The 14,637-nt window shown below is 59.2% G+C and carries 12 protein-coding genes; 8 read left to right on the top strand and 4 right to left on the bottom strand.

All coding sequences use genetic code 11. From position 1 onward, the window contains the following. Nucleotides 1-33 precede the first annotated feature (33 nt). A complete protein-coding gene (locus E4P01_RS18065) occupies nt 34-2,442 on the bottom strand; it encodes a DNA translocase FtsK (protein ID WP_005789085.1) in 2,409 nt (802 codons plus the stop codon). Between the two features lie 499 nt (nt 2,443-2,941). Here E4P01_RS18065 and aat point away from each other — a divergent pair, with 499 nt between their 5' ends. The 3 genes from aat to infA all read left to right on the top strand — a co-directional run bounded on the left by aat (nt 2,942) and on the right by infA (nt 4,705). After that, complete coding sequence (aat, locus tag E4P01_RS18060) at nt 2,942-3,622, top strand: leucyl/phenylalanyl-tRNA--protein transferase (RefSeq protein ID WP_005789086.1); 681 nt, start codon at nt 2,942-2,944, stop codon at nt 3,620-3,622. Between the two features lie 56 nt (nt 3,623-3,678). After that, complete coding sequence (locus E4P01_RS18055; protein WP_005789087.1) at nt 3,679-4,386, top strand: arginyltransferase; 708 nt, start codon at nt 3,679-3,681, stop codon at nt 4,384-4,386. Between the two features lie 100 nt (nt 4,387-4,486). Further along, on the top strand, nt 4,487-4,705 hold the full coding sequence (infA, locus tag E4P01_RS18050) for a translation initiation factor IF-1 (protein ID WP_002553999.1): 219 nt from the start codon (nt 4,487-4,489) through the stop codon (nt 4,703-4,705). A 235-nt stretch (nt 4,706-4,940) separates the two neighbouring features. Here the strand turns inward: infA and clpA are convergent, their stop codons facing one another. Both clpA and clpS read right to left on the bottom strand, forming a co-directional pair. Continuing rightward, nucleotides 4,941-7,211 (bottom strand): ATP-dependent Clp protease ATP-binding subunit ClpA, encoded by a 2,271-nt coding sequence (clpA, locus tag E4P01_RS18045; protein ID WP_032880624.1) that lies wholly within the window; start codon nt 7,209-7,211, stop codon nt 4,941-4,943. A gap of 29 nt (nt 7,212-7,240) precedes the next feature. Further along, nucleotides 7,241-7,609, bottom strand: coding sequence for an ATP-dependent Clp protease adapter ClpS (clpS, locus tag E4P01_RS18040; RefSeq protein ID WP_005789091.1), 369 nt, complete (start codon nt 7,607-7,609; stop codon nt 7,241-7,243). A 218-nt stretch (nt 7,610-7,827) separates the two neighbouring features. Between clpS and E4P01_RS18035 the strand changes: the two genes are divergently transcribed. Continuing rightward, entirely contained in the window at nt 7,828-8,109 is a 282-nt protein-coding gene (locus tag E4P01_RS18035) for a cold shock domain-containing protein (RefSeq protein WP_050549411.1), read from the top strand. A gap of 74 nt (nt 8,110-8,183) precedes the next feature. Here the strand turns inward: E4P01_RS18035 and icd are convergent, their stop codons facing one another. Then, nucleotides 8,184-9,440, bottom strand: coding sequence for an NADP-dependent isocitrate dehydrogenase (gene icd / locus E4P01_RS18030; protein WP_005789095.1), 1,257 nt, complete (start codon nt 9,438-9,440; stop codon nt 8,184-8,186). Nucleotides 9,441-9,933: 493 nt separating this feature from the next. Here icd and E4P01_RS18025 point away from each other — a divergent pair, with 493 nt between their 5' ends. The 4 genes from E4P01_RS18025 (at nt 9,934) to hflD (ending at nt 14,614) form a co-directional block, all read left to right on the top strand. Continuing rightward, nucleotides 9,934-12,159, top strand: coding sequence for an NADP-dependent isocitrate dehydrogenase (locus tag E4P01_RS18025; protein WP_216091707.1), 2,226 nt, complete (start codon nt 9,934-9,936; stop codon nt 12,157-12,159). Nucleotides 12,160-12,363: 204 nt separating this feature from the next. Further along, nucleotides 12,364-12,810 (top strand): NUDIX hydrolase, encoded by a 447-nt coding sequence (locus tag E4P01_RS18020; protein ID WP_194438588.1) that lies wholly within the window; start codon nt 12,364-12,366, stop codon nt 12,808-12,810. A gap of 59 nt (nt 12,811-12,869) precedes the next feature. Next, on the top strand, nt 12,870-13,994 hold the full coding sequence (mnmA, locus tag E4P01_RS18015; RefSeq protein ID WP_216091708.1) for a tRNA 2-thiouridine(34) synthase MnmA: 1,125 nt from the start codon (nt 12,870-12,872) through the stop codon (nt 13,992-13,994). Further along, nucleotides 13,991-14,614: a high frequency lysogenization protein HflD gene (hflD, locus tag E4P01_RS18010; protein WP_216091709.1), complete on the top strand. Its 624-nt coding sequence runs from the start codon at nt 13,991-13,993 to the stop codon at nt 14,612-14,614. Before mnmA ends, hflD begins: the two co-directional genes overlap by 4 nt. The last annotated feature ends 23 nt before the right edge of the window (nt 14,615-14,637 follow it).

Here is a 14,637-nt window from a genome sequence, read left to right as displayed (position 1 = left end):
GGCGGTGCCGCGTGTTACCACGCGGCACCGGGGTCAGTCGCGCATCTGCCCGGGGGCGATGATTTCACGCGAGCCGTTGGTGTTCATTGCAGTGACGACGCCGGCGTGTTCCATGGCTTCGATCATGCGGGCAGCGCGGTTGTAGCCGATTTTCAACTTGCGTTGCACTGCGGAGATAGAGGCGCGACGGCTTTCCAGCACGAAGGCCACGGCCTCATCGTACAGCGCGTCGGTTTCGGCATCATCGTCGCCACCGCCGCTGCCACCGTCAAAACCGCTGCCGGCCTCTTCGACGCCTGCGAGGATGTCGTCGTTGTATTCCGGGGCGCCGCGCAGTTTCCAGGCTTCGACCACGCGGTGTACTTCGTCATCGGACACAAAGGCACCGTGAACGCGAATCGGCAGGCTGGTGCCCGGCGGCATGTAGAGCATGTCACCGTGGCCCAGCAGTTGCTCGGCGCCACCCTGGTCGATGATGGTCCGTGAGTCGATCTTGCTCGATACCTGGAACGCCATGCGTGTCGGGATGTTGGCCTTGATCAGGCCGGTGATCACATCCACCGACGGGCGCTGAGTCGCGAGGATCAAGTGAATCCCGGCGGCACGTGCCTTCTGGGCAATACGCGCGATCAGTTCTTCGACCTTCTTGCCGACGATCATCATCATGTCGGCGAATTCGTCGACCACCACCACGATGGTCGGCAGCTTGGTCAGCAGCGGGGCCTCGTCATGAATGTTTTCGCGTTTGTACAGCGGGTCGGTCAGCGGTTCGCCGGCGTCCTGGGCTTCCTTGACCTTGGCGTTGAAGCCCGACAGGTTACGTACGCCCATCTTGGCCATCAGCTTGTAGCGGCGCTCCATCTCGGCAACGCTCCAACGCAGGGCGTTGGCGGCGTCCTTCATGTCGGTAACCACCGGGCACAACAGGTGCGGAATGCCTTCGTAGATCGACAGCTCCAACATCTTCGGGTCGATCATGATCAGCTTGGCGTCATCCGGCCCGGACTTGAACAGGATCGACAGGATCATTGCGTTGACACCCACCGACTTACCGGAACCGGTGGTACCGGCTACCAGCAGGTGAGGCATTTTCGCCAGGTCGGTGATCACCGGCTTGCCGCCGATGTCATGGCCGAGGGCCAGGGTGACCGGCGATTTGAAATTGTCGTACTCGGGGGTCGACAGCACTTCGGAGAAACGCACGATCTGGCGGTCTTCGTTGGGAATCTCGATACCCACGGTGGTCTTGCCCGGGATCACTTCCACCACGCGAACGCTGGTCACGGCCAGGGAACGGGCCAAGTCTTTGGCCAGGTTGGAAATACGGCTGACTTTTACACCGGCGGCCGGCTGGATTTCGTAACGGGTAATCACCGGGCCGGGATGGATCGAATCCACCGACACTTCGACGCCGAACTCCTTGAGCTTGATTTCCAGCAGATGGCCGACGGCCGCCAGGGATTCGGGGGAATAATTGAGCTGTTTCTTTTCAGCAGGGTCAAGAATCGAGATCGGCGGCAAGGTGCCTTCGACGGCGCTGTCGATAAACAGCGGGGCCTGTTTCTCTTTCTGTACGCGATGGCTGGGTTCCGGCGCCTTGGGCGGTGCCGGAGCGATCACTGGCGGTACCTGCTTCTCGCGATCCGACATGTGCTTGCTCAGGGCCTGCTCGCGCTCGATCAAGCGTTCCTTGACCTTGGCCTGCTCGCGCCGATCCGGCGTGCTCGGGGCCACCACCTCGTTGACGCGGGTGTCCACCTCACGCAGTTGGGCAACCATTTGCTTGCGCTCGACACGGGCGGCCCACCAGCGGTTGGCAGCGCCCTGGAACAATTCGAACAGGTCGAGGGTGATCTTGCCGGTCACGTCCATCACCTTGAACCATGACAGGTCGGTGAACACCGTGAGGCCGAACAGGAACAGCGCGATGAACATCAAGGTGCTGCCCTGGATATTCAGCGTGCGCCGCGCCAGGTCACCGAGGCTTTCGCCCAGCGCCCCGCCCGCACCCGCCGGCAGGCCGGTGGGTGCATGGAAGTGAATATGCGCCAGCGCCGCGCCGGACAGCACCAGGAACACCAGGCCGATCAGGCGCCAGGAAAACAGCCAGCCGCTCCACTGCCACGGCTCGTGACGCTGGCGGAAGATCTGCCAGGTCTTGATCGCCAGCAGCAGCGGGAAAATGTACGCGAAATAACCCAGGATCATGAAGAGGATATCGGCGCTGTAGGACCCGACCGGCCCGCCGAAATTCTGCACGTCGTCGATCTTGCTGTTATGGCTCCAGCCCGGATCGTCCTTGCCATAGGTGAGCAAGGCCATCATCAGGAACAGGCACAGGGCACCGATGGCAATCAGTGCGCCTTCCTTGAGTCGGTAATGCAGGTGCTGGCGCCAGGCCGGTACGACTGCTGCTTTAGGTGCTGCGGCGGATTTCTTCAAAACGGGTCTTTTCCTGCGCCTTTAGCGCGTCCATCTGTTGAATGACTACACATGACTGCCCTATCCCGAGCAGCTGAAAAATGAACGTATGTTGCTGAATCTACTTTTAACACCAGGTCACGGATAGGTGAAATGGCGATAACGCCACAATGGGCGCATTGTACGGGTTTGCGTGCGCGATGCCACACACTTGCCCTCCACCTGGCAGCCTTGGCAATCGAAGTGTCAAAGCCTGTTCAATTTGAGCATGCATTGCCTTTGCTGACAAAGGCTTATGAGCTGTATCTGGCAATCCAGACAAACTTGGCAAATGGCTGGCATGTGCCAGCCCCGATTACGACCGCGCCTTATGCGCAGAGTTGCAGAAACACCCGCTCATGCTAATCCGGCCTCACGGCTTAATCGGGCTGGCCCCTTGGCGCCGGGTCGACAATAATCAACGCTTGTGCGGCAGACGCCTTGCCTGCCACTCCCCTCCCCTTCCATAAGCCTGGATGCCATGCTGACCTGGTTACAACGCGACAACCTGACTTTCCCGCCCTTGGCCAAGGCCATGCGCGAACCCAATGGCCTGCTCGCCGCCGGTGGAGACCTGTCGGCCGAACGCCTGATCCAGGCCTATCGCCATGGCTGCTTTCCGTGGTTCTCCGAAGGCCAGCCCATCCTCTGGTGGTCACCCGACCCACGCACGGTGATCTTCCCCGACGAACTGCATGTGTCCCGCAGCCTCGGCAAACTGCTGCGCCAACAGCGTTATACCGTGACGTTCGACCAGGATTTCGCCGCCGTCATCCAGGCCTGCGCTGCACCGCGCGCCTACGCGGACGGCACCTGGATCACCGAAGGCATCCAGAACGCCTACCTGGCGCTGCACAAGCGCGGCTACGCCCACTCCGTGGAAGTGTGGGACCAGGGCGAACTGGTAGGTGGCCTGTATGGCCTGGCGATGGGCCAGCTGTTTTTTGGCGAATCCATGTTCAGCCGCGCCGACAACGCCTCGAAATTCGGTTTCGCCACATTGACCCGTCAATTGCAGGCGTGGGGCTTCGTGCTGATCGACTGCCAGATGCCCAATGACCACCTGCACAGCCTGGGCGCCCGCGCCATACCGCGCAGCGACTTCGCTGACTTGCTGCGCAAGCATTTGGACCAACCCAGCTCTGGACCGTGGGTTTCGTAGGCGACTTTCGCCTACCTGGCTTACACTTATTCCAAAGCTTATCCCGAGGGTTGATCATGACCGAGCTGGCGCGCTTGAAGTTCTATGCCACTCAAGCCCACTCTTGCAGCTATCTGCCCGACGAGCAGGCCACCACGCTGTTCCTCGATCCCAGCCAGCCGATGGACGTGCACGTGTACGCCGACCTCTCGGAGATGGGGTTTCGGCGCAGCGGCGATCATCTGTACCGACCTCACTGCCAGAATTGCAACGCGTGTGTGCCCGCGCGCATCCCTGCCGCGCAATTTTTGCCCGATCGCAATCAGAAACGCATTCTCAAACGCAACGCCGACCTGACGGTAAACGCGGTCAAGCCGCAGTACAGCGAAGAGTATTTCGACCTTTATCAGCGCTACATCGAGCAACGTCATGCCGATGGCGACATGTTCCCGCCCAGCCGTGATCAGTTTTCCACCTTCCTGGTACGTGACCTGCCGTTCTCGCGCTTCTACGAGTTCCGCCTCGATGGACGGCTGCTGGCCGTGGCGGTGACCGACCTGCTGCCCAACGGCCTGTCGGCGGTGTACACCTTCTATGAACCCGAAGAGGAACGCCGCAGCCTCGGGCGCTTTGCGATCCTCTGGCAAATAGGTGAAGCGCTGCGCCTGGAACTGGAAGCGGTGTACCTCGGATACTGGATCAAGAACTGCAAAAAGATGAACTACAAGACCCAATATCGGCCCATTGAGCTGCTGATTAATCAAAGATGGGTCACACTTAACTAGAACCCCTTGGCTTGAACCCTCTTTTTCGGGCACAATGCACGCCGCTTTTGCCTGGCGCAGTTGCACCGGGCCATTCACTGGATACCGAGGGCTTTACTGCATGTCGAAAGAAGACAGCTTCGAAATGGAAGGCACTGTCGTCGACACCCTGCCCAACACCATGTTTCGTGTGGAGTTGGAAAATGGGCACGTCGTAACCGCGCATATCTCCGGCAAGATGCGCAAGAACTACATTCGTATTCTTACCGGTGACAAAGTGCGCGTCGAGCTGACGCCCTATGACTTGAGCAAAGGGCGCATCACTTACCGCGCTCGCTAAGCAAGTCAATACAAAACGCCCGGTTATGCCGGGCGTTTTTGTGTGGGTGGCATACACATAAATTGTGGGAGGGGGCTTGCCCCCGATAGCAGTGTGTCAGGCAACTAATTTGTTGCTGAACCACCGCTATCGGGGGCAAGCCCCCTCCCACATTGGATCTCGATTGTTCTGAGAATTGCATTTCAAGTCAGCAAAAAGGCGCCTTTCGGCGCCTTTTTGTGTTGCTGCACAGCGATCAGGCCATTTCTGCCGTGGTCTCGAACTCGAAGGTCAGCTCGCCGTCCTTCAGGTCGATATGCACCACGCCGCCATGGTCGGAGAGTTCGCCGAACAGGATCTCTTCGGCCAGCGGCCGCTTGATCTTGTCCTGGATCAGACGCGCCATTGGGCGAGCGCCCATTGCCGCATCGTAGCCGCCCTCTGCGATCCAACTGCGAGCCGCTTCCGTCACATCCAGCTGCACGCGCTTGTCTTCCAACTGCGCCTGAAGCTCGGTGAGGAACTTGTCCACCACGCTCTTGATAACCTCATGGCTGAGGCGACCAAATTGGATAATGGTGTCCAAACGGTTGCGGAACTCCGGCGTGAAGCTCTTCTTGATCACTTCCATTGCATCGGAAGAGTGATCCTGATGCGTGAAGCCGATAGACGCTCGCGCAGCAGTTTCAGCACCGGCGTTGGTGGTCATGATCACGATCACATTACGGAAGTCCGCCTTGCGCCCGTTGTTATCGGTCAGCGTCCCGTGATCCATGACCTGCAACAGCAGGTTGAAGACTTCCGGGTGAGCCTTTTCGATTTCATCGAGCAGCAGTACGCAATGCGGCTGCTTGGTGATCGCCTCGGTCAACAAGCCGCCCTGATCGAAACCGACATAGCCCGGCGGCGCACCGATCAGGCGCGACACGGTGTGACGCTCCATGTACTCGGACATGTCGAAACGGACCAGCTCGATACCCATGGCCTTGGCCAACTGCCGCGCCGCCTCGGTCTTGCCGACGCCGGTAGGCCCTGCGAACAGGAACGAACCGACCGGCTTGTCCGGCGACTTGAGGCCCGCACGGGACAACTTGATCGCAGTGGACAGCGAGTCGATCGCCGCATCCTGACCGAACACAGTGAGCTTGAGATCGCGCTCCAGGTTACGCAGCAGCTCCTTGTCGGAACTGGTGACGTGCTTTGGCGGAATCCGCGCGATCTTCGCCACGATGTCCTCGACCTGAGGCACATCGATACGCTTCACACGCTTCTCGACCGGCTGCAGGCGCTGGTAGGCGCCCGCCTCGTCGATCACGTCGATGGCCTTGTCCGGCATGTGCCGGTCATTGATGTAGCGCGACGCCAGCTCGGCCGCCGCACGCAGGGCCTCATCGGTGTACTCGATGCCGTGGTGCGCTTCAAAACGCCCCTTGAGCCCACGCAGGATGCCAATGGTGTCTTCAACCGAAGGCTCGGACACGTCGACTTTCTGGAAGCGTCGCGCCAGGGCACGGTCTTTTTCGAAAATGCCGCGAAACTCCTGGAAGGTGGTGGAGCCGATGCAGCGGATATCACCCGAAGACAGCAATGGCTTGAGCAGGTTGGAGGCGTCCATCACCCCACCGGAGGCCGCACCGGCACCAATGATGGTGTGGATCTCGTCGATGAACAGGATCGCCTGCGGGCGTTTTTTCAGCTCGCCGAGCAGCGCCTTGAAGCGCTTCTCGAAATCGCCACGGTACTTGGTCCCGGCGAGCAATGCGCCCAGGTCAAGGGAGTAGACAACGCTGTTGGCCAGCAGGTCCGGCACCTGGTTGTCGACAATGCGCTTGGCCAGGCCTTCGGCAATCGCGGTTTTACCCACGCCCGCCTCACCCACCAGCAACGGGTTGTTCTTGCGACGCCGCGCGAGAATCTGCGCTACACGCTCGACCTCGCTCTCACGCCCGACCAGCGGATCGATCCGCCCCTGTCGCGCCATCTCATTGAGATTGCTGGCATAGGCATCCAGCGGGTTGCTTGAAGAAGAAGACTCACCGCCCTCGTCGTCCTGCATATCCTGCTCGCCCTCGGAATGATCGCCGTGCCCGGGCACCTTGGAGATACCGTGGGCGATGTAATTGACGACATCAATACGGGCAACGCTCTGCTGCTTGAGCAGAAACACGGCCTGGCTTTCCTGTTCGCTGAAAATTGCCACCAGCACGTTTGCGCCTGTGACCTCACGCTTACCGGAGCTCTGTACGTGGAAGACAGCACGCTGCAATACCCGCTGGAAGCCCAGGGTTGGCTGGGTCTCGCGGTCCTCGTCATGCACGGGGATCAGTGGCGTGGTGGAGTCGATAAACTCCTGCAGATCATGCTTGAGTTTGTCGAGGTTGGCGCCGCACGCACGCAGAACGGTGGCGGCAGCTTCATTATCCAAAAGTGCCAGCAAAAGGTGCTCGACGGTCATGAACTCATGACGCTTCGAACGAGCCTCCTTGAAGGCAAGATTGAGGGTGACTTCGAGCTCGCGGTTTAACATAGCTTCACCTCATACCCAAGTGGTCGGCGTTAACCGTCCTTCTCGATTTCACAGAGTAGCGGATGCTGGCTTTCCCTGGCGTACTGGTTGACCTGCATGGCCTTTGTCTCGGCGATGTCGCGGGTAAACACTCCACATACTGCCCGTCCTTCTGTGTGAACGGCCAGCATTACCTTGGTCGCCAACTCGCGGTTCAGGTTAAAAAACACCTCGAGCACTTCGACGACGAAATCCATCGGTGTGTAGTCATCATTGAACAAAACCACCTTGTACATCGGCGGTGCCTGTAAAGCAGGCTTGGCCTCCTGAACAGCAATGCCTGCAGAACCGTCGTCGTCATGTTCCTGATCCGGGCGATCCTGATTGAATGTTAGTCGAATCTGGCTATTTGCATGCATGGAAAGAAAGGTTCGTCAGTGGTTCAATTACAGTGGTGGGGGCGAGCTGTCAGAATTTCAACTCTGACCGACTGGTCGCCTTGACTATCGGCAAATCGGTGTTACAACCAATAGAGCCCACAGTGGGTAAAAAAGGTCCGCGCAGTCAACCTTATTTATTCGGGTTAGGACGGATAAACTGGATGATACTCCAGTGATGGAGTCTGGTGCAGAGGGATATGGGAATGGCTAGTGGTAAGGTCAAGTGGTTCAACAATGCCAAGGGGTACGGCTTCATCAATGAAGACGGCAAGACTGAAGACCTTTTTGCGCATTATTCGGCGATTCAAGTGGAAGGCTACAAAACGGTGAAAGCGAATCAGCCTGTCACCTTTGATATCGTTCAAGGCCCAAAGGGAATGCAGGCCACGAATATCGTTCTCGTTGATACGCCTGCCACTACGAACGTCGAAAAGAAAAGCAGAAACACCGACTTACATTCAAAAAAGCAACACGCCTGATCAATTATTGAACAAAGCATTGAAAGCAAACCGGCCACCCCGAATCATCAGGGCGGCCGGTTTTCTCTGCCTGCTTACATATGTTTGATCAGCGCATCACCAAAGCCCGACGACGACACCAACGTAGCGCCATCCATCAGGCGCTCAAAGTCATAGGTCACGGTCTTGGCAGAAATCGCACCATTGGTGCCCTTGATGATCAAGTCAGCCGCCTCGACCCAGCCCATATGACGCAGCATCATTTCCGCCGACAGAATCAATGAACCCGGGTTGACCTGGTCCTTGCCCGCATACTTGGGCGCAGTACCGTGAGTGGCTTCGAACATCGCCACGGTGTCCGACAGGTTGGCTCCCGGCGCGATACCAATACCACCAACCTCCGCCGCCAAGGCATCGGACAAGTAGTCACCATTGAGGTTGAGCGTGGCAATCACATCATACTCAGCCGGACGCAGCAGGATCTGCTGGAGCATGGCATCGGCAATCGCATCCTTGACCACCACATTCTTGCCGGTCTTGGGGTTCTTGAACTGCATCCACGGGCCGCCGTCGAGCAGCGTCGCGCCGAATTCTTCAGCCGCCACTTCGTAGGCCCACTCCTTGAAGGCGCCTTCGGTGAACTTCATGATGTTGCCTTTGTGCACGATGGTCAGCGAGTCGCGGTCGTTATCGACTACATACTGCAGGGCCTTGCGCGCCAGGCGCTTGGTACCCTCTTTCGACACCGGCTTGACGCCAATCCCGCAATCCTGGTCGAAACGGATCTTGGTAACGCCCATTTCCTCCTTGAGGAACTTGATCACCTTGATCGCCTCAGGCGAACCGGCTTTCCACTCGATACCCGCGTAAATATCCTCGGAGTTCTCACGGAAGATGGTCATGTCCACATCGCCTGGCTTCTTGACCGGGCTGGGCACGCCTTCAAACCAGCGCACCGGGCGCAGACACACATACAGGTCGAGCTGCTGACGCAGAGCCACGTTCAGCGAGCGAATACCACCACCGACCGGCGTGGTCAGCGGGCCCTTGATGGACACCACGTAATCCTTGACCGCGTCCAGGGTTTCCTGGGGCAACCAGGTGTCCTGGTCGTAGACCTGGGTCGCCTTCTCGCCGGCATACACCTCCATCCACGAGATTTTGCGCTTGCCGCCGTAAGCCTTTTCAACAGCTGCGTCGACTACCTTGATCATCACCGGGCTGATGTCGACGCCAATACCGTCACCTTCGATATAGGGGATGATCGGTTGGTCAGGAACATTGAGAGAATGGTCTGCATTGACGGTGATTTTGTCGCCGACTGCCGGAACCTGAATCTTCTTGTATCCCATGCTGAACTCCATCTATGGATTGAACATCTGGCTGCGTTCGAGCCTACTCCAGATAAATGGCGACCGAAACCTCGCGCCATGCTCATTTGCATCGAAAACAGCATAAATTGTCGCCTACAAGCCTGAAAGAAAAGGGAAAAGTGCCAATCTTGAGCACATCATTCAACTTTCGGCGTAACCCCGCCCCTGCGACCTTTAGACCAATGGACGACACACCTTTTGTATGAAGGCTCTGCGTAAGCATAGCGACCTATGTATAATGCCGCCGCTGACCAAAGAGTCACGACGGTTGACCGCTCTAGACAGTAGCCTTCAGCCAGAAAGCAGGACTATTACAATAGTCCAAACGCTTGACGCTCGACTGATGCAACCCAACATCACCGCGAAGAAACCTCGACATTTCGCTCATGGATGACTTTGAACGAACGCGCTCCACCCGGCGCATCTCGAGTTTCTGCGCACGCTTTCAGCAAAGAAGAGAGTTAATCCGAATATGCCCACCCGCTCGAAGATCATCTACACCTTCACCGACGAAGCTCCAGCCCTCGCCACCTATTCACTGTTGCCTATCGTAGAGGCCTTCACGGCTTCCGCTGATATTGCCGTTGAAACCCGCGACATCTCCCTCGCAGGGCGCATCCTCGCAAGCTTCCCCGAGCAACTGGGCACCAAGGCTATCCCGGACCACCTCGCCGAACTGGGCGACCTGGCCGTAACCCCTGAAGCCAACATCATCAAGCTGCCTAACATCAGTGCCTCGACCCCGCAGCTGCAAGCCGCGATCAAGGAACTGCAGGCCCAGGGCTACGCCCTGCCGGACTACCCGGAAACCGTAACCACCGACGCGGAAAAAGAAACCCGTGCACGTTACGACAAGGTCAAGGGCAGCGCCGTGAACCCGGTACTGCGCGAAGGCAACTCCGACCGCCGCGCGCCGCTGTCGGTCAAGAACTACGCACGCAAGCACCCGCACAAGATGGGCGCCTGGGCTGCCGACTCCAAGTCGCACATTGCCCACATGAGCAATGGTGACTTCTACGGCAGCGAAAAAGCCGTACAGATCGAAGCCGCCGATGCTGTCAAAATTGCGCTGGTTGCCCAGGACGGCACCACCACCGTCCTGAAAGAAAAGACCAGCGTCCAGGCCGGCGAGATCATCGACACCGCCGTGCTGAGCAAGAAAGCGCTGCGCAGCTTCATCGCCGCCGAAATCGAGGACGCCAAGAAGCAAGGCGTGCTGCTGTCGGTTCACCTCAAAGCCACCATGATGAAGGTCTCCGACCCGATCATGTTCGGCCAGATCGTTGCCGAGTTCTATAAAGATGCCCTGGCCAAGCACGCTACCGTGCTTGAGCAGATCGGCTTCAACCTGAACAACGGCATCGGCGACCTGTATGCCCGCATCAAGGCCCTGCCGGCCGACCAGCAAGCGCAGATCGAAGCCGACATCCAGGCCGTCTACGCCGCTCGTCCTGCCCTGGCGATGGTCAACTCCGACAAAGGCATCACCAACCTGCACGTGCCGAGCGACGTGATCGTCGACGCCTCGATGCCAGCCATGATCCGTGACTCCGGCAAGATGTGGGGCACCGACGGCCAGTTGCACGACACCAAGGCTGTGATCCCGGATCGCTGCTACGCCACCATCTACCAGGCGGTCATCGAAGACTGCAAGGCCAATGGCGCCTTCGACCCGACCACCATGGGCAGCGTGCCAAACGTTGGCCTGATGGCCAAGAAAGCCGAAGAGTACGGCTCCCACGACAAGACCTTCCAGATCAAGGCTGACGGCGTTGTTCGCGTCACCGACAGTCAGGGCAACCTGCTGATGGAACAGAAAGTCGAGGCCGACGACATCTTCCGCATGTGCCAGACCAAAGACGCGCCGATCCAGGACTGGGTCAAGCTCGCCGTCAACCGTGCCCGCGCCAGCAACACCCCGGCCATTTTCTGGCTGGACCCCAAGCGCGCTCACGATGGCGTAGTGGTCGAGAAAGTTCAGGCGTACCTGAAAGACCACAACACCGAAGGCCTGGACATCCGCATCATGGCCCCGGTCGATGCGATGAAGTTCACCCTGGAGCGCACCCGCAAGGGCCTGGACACCATTTCGGTGACCGGCAACGTGCTGCGCGACTACCTGACCGACCTGTTCCCGATCATGGAACTGGGCACCAGCGCCAAGATGCTGTCGATCGTGCCGCTGATGAACGGCGGCGGCCTGTTCGAAACCGGCGCTGGCGGTTCGGCTCCCAAGCACGTTCAGCAGCTGCTGGAAGAAAACTTCCTGCGTTGGGACTCCCTGGGCGAGTTCCTGGCCCTTGCCGCTTCCCTTGAGCACCTGGGTGTGACCTACAACAACCCCAAAGCCTTGGTACTGTCCAAGACCCTGGACCAGGCTACCGGCCAGTTCCTGGACAACAACAAGTCGCCATCGCGCAAAGTCGGCAACATCGACAACCGCGGCAGCCACTTCTACCTGGCGCTGTACTGGGCCCAAGCCCTGGCCGCCCAGACCGAAGACGCTGCACTGCAAGCGCAGTTCGGCGAACTGGCAAAAACCCTGGCTGAGAACGAAGCAACCATCGTTGCCGAGCTCAACGCGGTACAGGGCAAGCCCGTGGACATCGGCGGCTACTACGCGCCGAACCCCGAGCTGACCAGCAAGGCCATGCGCCCAAGCAACACCCTCAATGCGGCGATTGCCAAGTTGAAGTAAGGTTGTAAGGATGCAAAGAAGCCCCGGCCCAGTGCCGGGGTTTCTGTTTGTAGGGACTTCATTGAAGAAACCCAATCAAATGTGGGAGCTGGCTTGCCTGCGATTACAGTCTGTCAGTTCATACAGGTGCAGCTGCCCCACCGCCATCACAGGCAAGCCAGCTCCCACATTGACCGAGTCACCTTCCCGATACCGAGGTTTGCAATGACCTGGCTCCCCCACATCACCGTCGCCACCATCGTCGAAGACAACGGCCGCTTCCTGATGGTTGAAGAACTCAAGGGCGGCCGCGCCGTACTCAATCAGCCCGCCGGCCACCTGGACCCGAACGAAACCCTCACCGAGGCCGCGGTGCGTGAAACCCTCGAGGAAACCGGCTGGGATGTCGAGCCCACTGGCATCGTCGGCATTTACCTGTACACCGCACCGAGCAATGGCGTGACCTATCAGCGCGTATGCTTTATCGCCAAGGCGCTGAAACATCACCCGGATTATCAACTCGACGAAGGCATCCTGCGCGCCCGCTGGCTGACCCGTAACGAGCTGATGACCGTGCGCGATGACTGGCGCAGCGAGCTGATCATCCGCTGTATCGATGATTATCTGGCCGGCCACCGGCACAGTCTCGAATTGATCCGCCCTTCTCTTTAGCCTTAGCGGCTCGGGCCTGATAGAATCGCGTCCTTTTTCAAGACACCCGTTGAAACCCTATGCGTGATCCAGCCCCTTCTGACACACAAAAGAAGCGCGTCATCGTCGGTATGTCCGGCGGCGTGGATTCTTCCGTTTCCGCCGTTCTGCTCATGGAGCAGGGTTATGAGGTGGAAGGCCTGTTCATGAAGAACTGGGAAGAAGACGATGGAACCGAATACTGCACCGCCATGGACGACCTGGCGGACGCCCAGGCCGTGTGCGACAGGATCGGCATCAAGCTGCACACTGCCAACTTCGCCGCCGAGTACTGGGACAACGTGTTCGAGCACTTCCTGGCCGAATACAAGGCCGGCCGCACGCCGAACCCGGACATCCTGTGCAACCGCGAAATCAAGTTCAAGGCGTTCCTCGATTACGCCATGATGCTTGGCGCCGACCTGATTGCCACGGGCCACTACGTGCGCCGTCGCGATATCGATGGCTGCACCGAATTGCTCAAGGGCCTGGACCCGAACAAGGACCAGAGCTACTTCCTGCACGCCGTCGGCGGTGAACAGATTGCCAAGACCCTATTCCCGGTCGGCGAACTGGAAAAGCCCGAAGTGCGCAAGATCGCCGAGAAACACGGCCTGGCCACCGCCAAGAAGAAAGACTCCACCGGGATCTGCTTTATCGGCGAGCGCCGCTTCAGCGATTTCCTCAAGCAGTACCTGCCGGCGCAGCCGGGCGAGATCAAGACCACTGACGGCGAAGTGATCGGCCGTCACCATGGCCTGATGTACCACACCATTGGCCAGCGCCAGGGCCTGGGCATCGGCGGCCTGAAAGACGCAGGTGAAGAGCCTTGGTACGTGCTGGTCAAGGATCTGGAAAACAACGTGCTTGTGGTCGGCCAGGGCAACGAACATCCGCTGCTGTTCTCCGGCGCCCTGCTCGCTTCCGAGATCTACTGGGTCAACCCGATCGACCTGAGCGCGCCACGCCGCCTGACCGCCAAAGTGCGCTATCGCCAGAGCGACCAGCCGTGCACCCTGGAAAAAACCGCCACAGGTTACCGCGCGACCTTCGACGACCCGCAACGTGCGGTCACCCCAGGCCAATCCGTGGTGTTCTACGACGGCGAAATCTGCCTGGGCGGCGGCGTGATTGAAGTTGCGCAAGCCTGGAGCCATCCGGCATGAGCCCGACCCAGGAGCAATTGACGGCGCTGGGCGGGGTCTTCCTCGCGGCAGTCCTGGTGGACAAGATCGCCAAGACCGGCCAGGTGACCGAGGCCGGCCTGACGTGCATGCTCGGCAGCCTGCTGGTGGTTGATCCGAAGGATACCCTGGACGTGTACGGCGGCGACGACCTGAGCCTGCGCGAAGGTTATCGCGCCCTGATCGGCGCCCTCGAACGCGACCCAAGCACCCTGCAGCGCGAGCCGTTGCGCTACGCCCTGTCGATGCTCGGCCTGGAACGGCAGCTAGCCAAGCGCGACGACCTGCTGGAAACCATCGGCAAGCGCCTGCCGCAAATCCAGTCCCAGGTTGAGCACTTCGGCCCGGCCCACGAGAACGTAATCGCGGCCTGCGGGGCGCTTTACCAGGACACCTTGAGCACCTTGCGCCAGCGCATCCAGGTGCACGGCGACATGCGCAACCTGCAGCAACCCAATAACGCCTCGAAGATCCGCGCGCTGCTCCTGGCCGGCATTCGTTCGGCGCGGTTGTGGCGGCAGTTGCGCGGACATCGCTGGCAACTGGTGATCAGCCGACGCAAATTGCTTAAAGAGCTTTACCCGTTGATGCGCAACGAATAAGTCGCATCAGCAGGCCATTTTCA

The organism is Pseudomonas sp. NCIMB 10586, assembly GCF_023127895.1.
Classification (GTDB): domain Bacteria; phylum Pseudomonadota; class Gammaproteobacteria; order Pseudomonadales; family Pseudomonadaceae; genus Aquipseudomonas; species Aquipseudomonas synxantha_A.
Note: the sequence above shows the minus strand (reverse complement) of the source record. Positions and strands in the feature narration are given on the sequence as shown.

What these genes read in the sequence shown, in the direction of transcription:
- E4P01_RS18025 (WP_216091707.1), top strand. Translation starts at nt 9,934, where the DNA reads ATGCCCACCCGCTCGAAGATCATCTACACCTTCACCGACGAAGCTCCA.
- E4P01_RS18020 (WP_194438588.1), top strand. Translation starts at nt 12,364, where the DNA reads ATGACCTGGCTCCCCCACATCACCGTCGCCACCATCGTCGAAGACAAC.
- icd (WP_005789095.1), bottom strand. Translation starts at nt 9,440, where the DNA reads ATGGGATACAAGAAGATTCAGGTTCCGGCAGTCGGCGACAAAATCACC.
- E4P01_RS18055 (WP_005789087.1), top strand. Translation starts at nt 3,679, where the DNA reads ATGACCGAGCTGGCGCGCTTGAAGTTCTATGCCACTCAAGCCCACTCT.
- mnmA (WP_216091708.1), top strand. Translation starts at nt 12,870, where the DNA reads ATGCGTGATCCAGCCCCTTCTGACACACAAAAGAAGCGCGTCATCGTC.
- clpA (WP_032880624.1), bottom strand. Translation starts at nt 7,211, where the DNA reads ATGTTAAACCGCGAGCTCGAAGTCACCCTCAATCTTGCCTTCAAGGAG.
- hflD (WP_216091709.1), top strand. Translation starts at nt 13,991, where the DNA reads ATGAGCCCGACCCAGGAGCAATTGACGGCGCTGGGCGGGGTCTTCCTC.
- clpS (WP_005789091.1), bottom strand. Translation starts at nt 7,609, where the DNA reads ATGCATGCAAATAGCCAGATTCGACTAACATTCAATCAGGATCGCCCG.
- aat (WP_005789086.1), top strand. Translation starts at nt 2,942, where the DNA reads ATGCTGACCTGGTTACAACGCGACAACCTGACTTTCCCGCCCTTGGCC.
- E4P01_RS18035 (WP_050549411.1), top strand. Translation starts at nt 7,828, where the DNA reads ATGGGAATGGCTAGTGGTAAGGTCAAGTGGTTCAACAATGCCAAGGGG.
- infA (WP_002553999.1), top strand. Translation starts at nt 4,487, where the DNA reads ATGTCGAAAGAAGACAGCTTCGAAATGGAAGGCACTGTCGTCGACACC.